Raw genomic sequence first — 3,498 nt, 5'->3', positions numbered from 1 at the left:
GTTACAAAGACGGCCGGGCTGTCCGACGTATAGGCAAAGCGACAGTTTCCTCCATTCGGGAAAACCGCTGCAATTTCGTCTTCGGTCAAGAACTCTGGATCGACCTTCGACACAACCTCGGTTTCGAGCGCCTGTTGTGCGTCCACAATCTGGGCTTGCGTCTCACTCGGCGCGCGTGTCGCTTCGCCGTTCGCGCTGATGTCGGCGATGAGGTAGCGCATTTCGGCGATTTCCTTGTCCTGCGCATAAATGATGTCATCCGCCAGGCCGCGTACGCGCGGATCGGTGATTTCGGCGCGCGTTGACGTCATGATGGCGATCGAATGGTGCGGGATCATGGCACGCATATACGACCGGTCCTGAACGGTGAACTGGCCGCGCACCAACCAGAGGCTTGCCGCGAAAACCAGGATAGCGCCGACGAAGATGGCGATGTTGGCCTTGGTGTTCGTGTACATGGACAGCATGAAGGCCAGCATGACCACCGCCATCGTCGCGCCCATCAGGAGAGCCATGTAAAGACGGGTCTCCGAAAAGAAGATGTGGCCCCAAAGGTAGGTGTTCAGGAACATCAGACCGAACATGATCACGGTCGACGTTCCGATCATCATGAAAAATCTTGAGTAGTGCATTGTTCATTCCTCCAGCTACCAATCTGGAAACCAACGAGATTCCAGCGCTGGAGGGTTCCATCGGCAATGCTTTTCGTAGCGATAGAGCAACATTTCAGCGCAATTGCCGCTCCTCACCACTTCTTTTCTTTGCCCCACGCGCCTGCTGATTTCCCATGGGAGCGAGGAGAGCGAGCAATGCAAAATCTCACAAGACGAGAGCTGATAATCGCCACGACCATGGGGCTTTTGCTTCCCACGGCAACATCAGCTCACCAAAGGAAATTGCCGGACCGGTTTGAACCACAACTGGTCAACACCCGTCGCAAACACTGGATGACCGGAGACATCCATGTCGTTCCCGACAGTTTCTTCCTTTATTTTATGCTCGAGAACGGCATGGCAATCCGCTACGGGGTCGGGGTAGGGCGCAAAGGCTTGTACGAACCCGGTGAGTTCACGGTGGCCCGCAAGGCCGAATGGCCGTGGTGGCGGCCAACAAACGCCATGATCCGGCGCGAGCCCGAAAAATACGCGAAGTACAAGGACGGGATGAAAGGCGGCCCGAATAACCCACTCGGTGCCCGGGCGCTGTATCTCTACGACGATGAGGGACGCGATACCTATCTTCGTATTCATGGAACCAACGCTCCGGAAACCATTGGATCGGCCGTGTCGAATGGATGCGCGCGGTTGACGAACGAACATGTGAAGGATCTGTATGATCGCGTCGAAATCGGCGCCCGCGTTTTCTTGTACCCAAAAGTGACAACGGCGTGAGCACCATCCTCTCGCCTTGAAGTCACCCGTCTGGAAATGGCAAGCGCACGACATATGGCGGAAACTAATCTTGCGATGACGAGGTGACGAAATTGCTGTTGACCAGGAGGTCTTTTCTTGGGGGGATGACGCTCACGCTGGCCGGTACCGGGTTGCCAGCAGCGACAAGGGAGTTGATCCTCGCGCCGCAAGCGATCAAGGCGCGCTTTGCCGGGCACGACGTGTCGATGCTGGGCTTCAACGGCGGTCTACCCGGGCCTGAGATCAGAGTGCGACAAGGGCAGACTGCCCGGATTACCCTCGACAACCGATTGGAGGAGGGCGCCCTTGTTCATTGGCATGGGTTGCGGGTTCCAAATCGGATGGATGGTGTCAACGTTCTTACCCAGGATGCGGTCATTCCAGGTGCCTCGTTTCGGTATCAATTTGGCGCCCCGGACGCTGGCACCTATTGGTATCACTCACATTACTTGTCTTATGATCAGGTTAGTCGCGGCCTTTTCGGCGCATTTGTCGTCGAGGAACAAACTGCACCGGCTGTCGACCATGATATTGTTGTTCAGTTCTTCGATGTCTTGCTGGATGGGTCCGGACAGTACGACGAAGCATTCAACCCGGCCCATTTTGCGACCGAGGGCCGTATCGGCAATATTGTCACGACGCTTGTTTCCAACGGAACCGGCAAGATTGTGAAACGAGGCGACCGTCTGCGACTTCGTCTCATTAACCCCTCTATCGACAGGGTTTACCGTGTCGGCCTGGACGGTCTGGCGGGCAAGATTGTTGCACTGGATGGTATGCCCCTGGTGCATCCGCAGACACTCGAACCCATCCTTCTTGCTCCGGGGCAAAGATGCGATGTGATCGGTGATGCGACCGGGCCGGTCCGGTTCAAGGACAGCTTTGGCGAGCGGACGCTAAGCCTTGGCGAAATCACTGTTTCCGGTTCCCGTGACCCGTCGAAATCACCCATTATCGCGTTGCCCGCCAACCAAATGCCCGCCCCGAAAGACCCCGGCCAAACCGCGGAGCTGGTGCTCCAGGGAGGTGCGGGAAGAGCGTCCCACAGCGGTACCGGAACATGGGCCCTGAATGGCGTCTCCGGCCTGCCTCGCTCTCCTTTCCTATCCGTCAAGCAGGGGACGACAGCGCGCATTTCGATCCGCAACGAAACGGGGTTTCCGCACGTCATGCACCTGCATGGCCACCATTTCTGGGAACTTGATGCGGCGGGTAGAACTGGTGCGTACCGGGATTCCACTTATTTGGATGTCGGCGAAGTGCGAGATATTCTCGTCGTTCTAGACAATCCGGGTGCCTGGATGTTGCATTGCCACATGCTCAGCCACCAAGCTGACGGTATGGCCACATGGATCAGAGTCGGCTGAGGGTCGAGACGGATACATACCGTTACAAATCTCTGAATGATAATGAGCCCTTGGCCGTTTACGTACCCTGACAAGCGAAGAAACAGGTCCATCCACTGATAAAGGGAGCATTCATTGAACCTAACACCGAGATCTCTGGGGATGATTGCGGCGGCAGGTTCCGCAGCTCTGCTGTTTGGGGCCTTCGTTTTTCAGGTATTAGGCTACGCGCCGTGCGCAATGTGCATCTGGCAACGCTACCCACACGCAATCGCCATTGTGATGGGCGTCCTGTTGGTTTTTGCTCTGCCGGTTCTACCGATCCTGATCATTGGTGCTCTATCGGCATTCAGCACATCCGCTTTGGGGGTGTTTCATACAGGTGTCGAGCGTGGCTGGTGGGAAGGACCGACGTCTTGCACGGGTTCTGGCCTCGACGTCTCTCAAATGTCGGTAGCAGAATTATTGCCCTCCGCCAGTTCAAGTGCTTCGAGCCTTGTTATGTGCGATGAAGTTGCCTGGCAATTTCTGACGTTGTCCATGGCCAGTTGGAACGCGATCTTAAGCGCTGTCCTTGCCTGCTTGTGGTTGGTTGCAATCGCGAAGACCCAGAGGGGTCGGTTGCCTGAAATCGCGGACGTTTCTTAACCCGGATAATTCATGAGGCTCGCTTTTCTGGTTGTGAGTAGCGTTTTCCGACGAGCGTGATCAGTTGGTCGCACGTGTTATTCTCGCCCGCG

4 protein-coding genes are annotated in these 3,498 nt (G+C 56.2%); 3 read left to right on the top strand and 1 reads right to left on the bottom strand.

The features are described from left to right. A partial coding sequence (locus tag MRY75_RS16915) for a DUF305 domain-containing protein (RefSeq protein ID WP_292309179.1) occupies positions 1 to 632 on the bottom strand: 632 nt, incomplete at its 3' end. Between the two features lie 177 nt (positions 633 to 809). On the opposite strand from MRY75_RS16915, the gene MRY75_RS16910 reads away from it, so the two are divergent. From MRY75_RS16910 to MRY75_RS16900, 3 genes are all read left to right on the top strand, one after another. Beyond that, positions 810 to 1,391: a L,D-transpeptidase gene (locus MRY75_RS16910; RefSeq protein ID WP_292309178.1), complete on the top strand. Its 582-nt coding sequence runs from the start codon at positions 810 to 812 to the stop codon at positions 1,389 to 1,391. Between the two features lie 125 nt (positions 1,392 to 1,516). Next, entirely contained in the window at positions 1,517 to 2,779 is a 1,263-nt protein-coding gene (locus MRY75_RS16905) for a multicopper oxidase family protein (protein ID WP_292309177.1), read from the top strand. Positions 2,780 to 2,920: 141 nt separating this feature from the next. Next, positions 2,921 to 3,406, top strand: coding sequence for a disulfide bond formation protein B (locus MRY75_RS16900; protein ID WP_292309180.1), 486 nt, complete (start codon positions 2,921 to 2,923; stop codon positions 3,404 to 3,406). Positions 3,407 to 3,498 lie beyond the last annotated feature (92 nt).

The sequence above is a fragment of the Marivita sp. genome, assembly GCF_022763305.1.
Classification (GTDB): Bacteria; Pseudomonadota; Alphaproteobacteria; order Rhodobacterales; family Rhodobacteraceae; genus Marivita.
The sequence above is the reverse complement of the archived record's forward strand: the minus strand, read 5'-3'. Positions and strand labels throughout refer to the sequence as shown.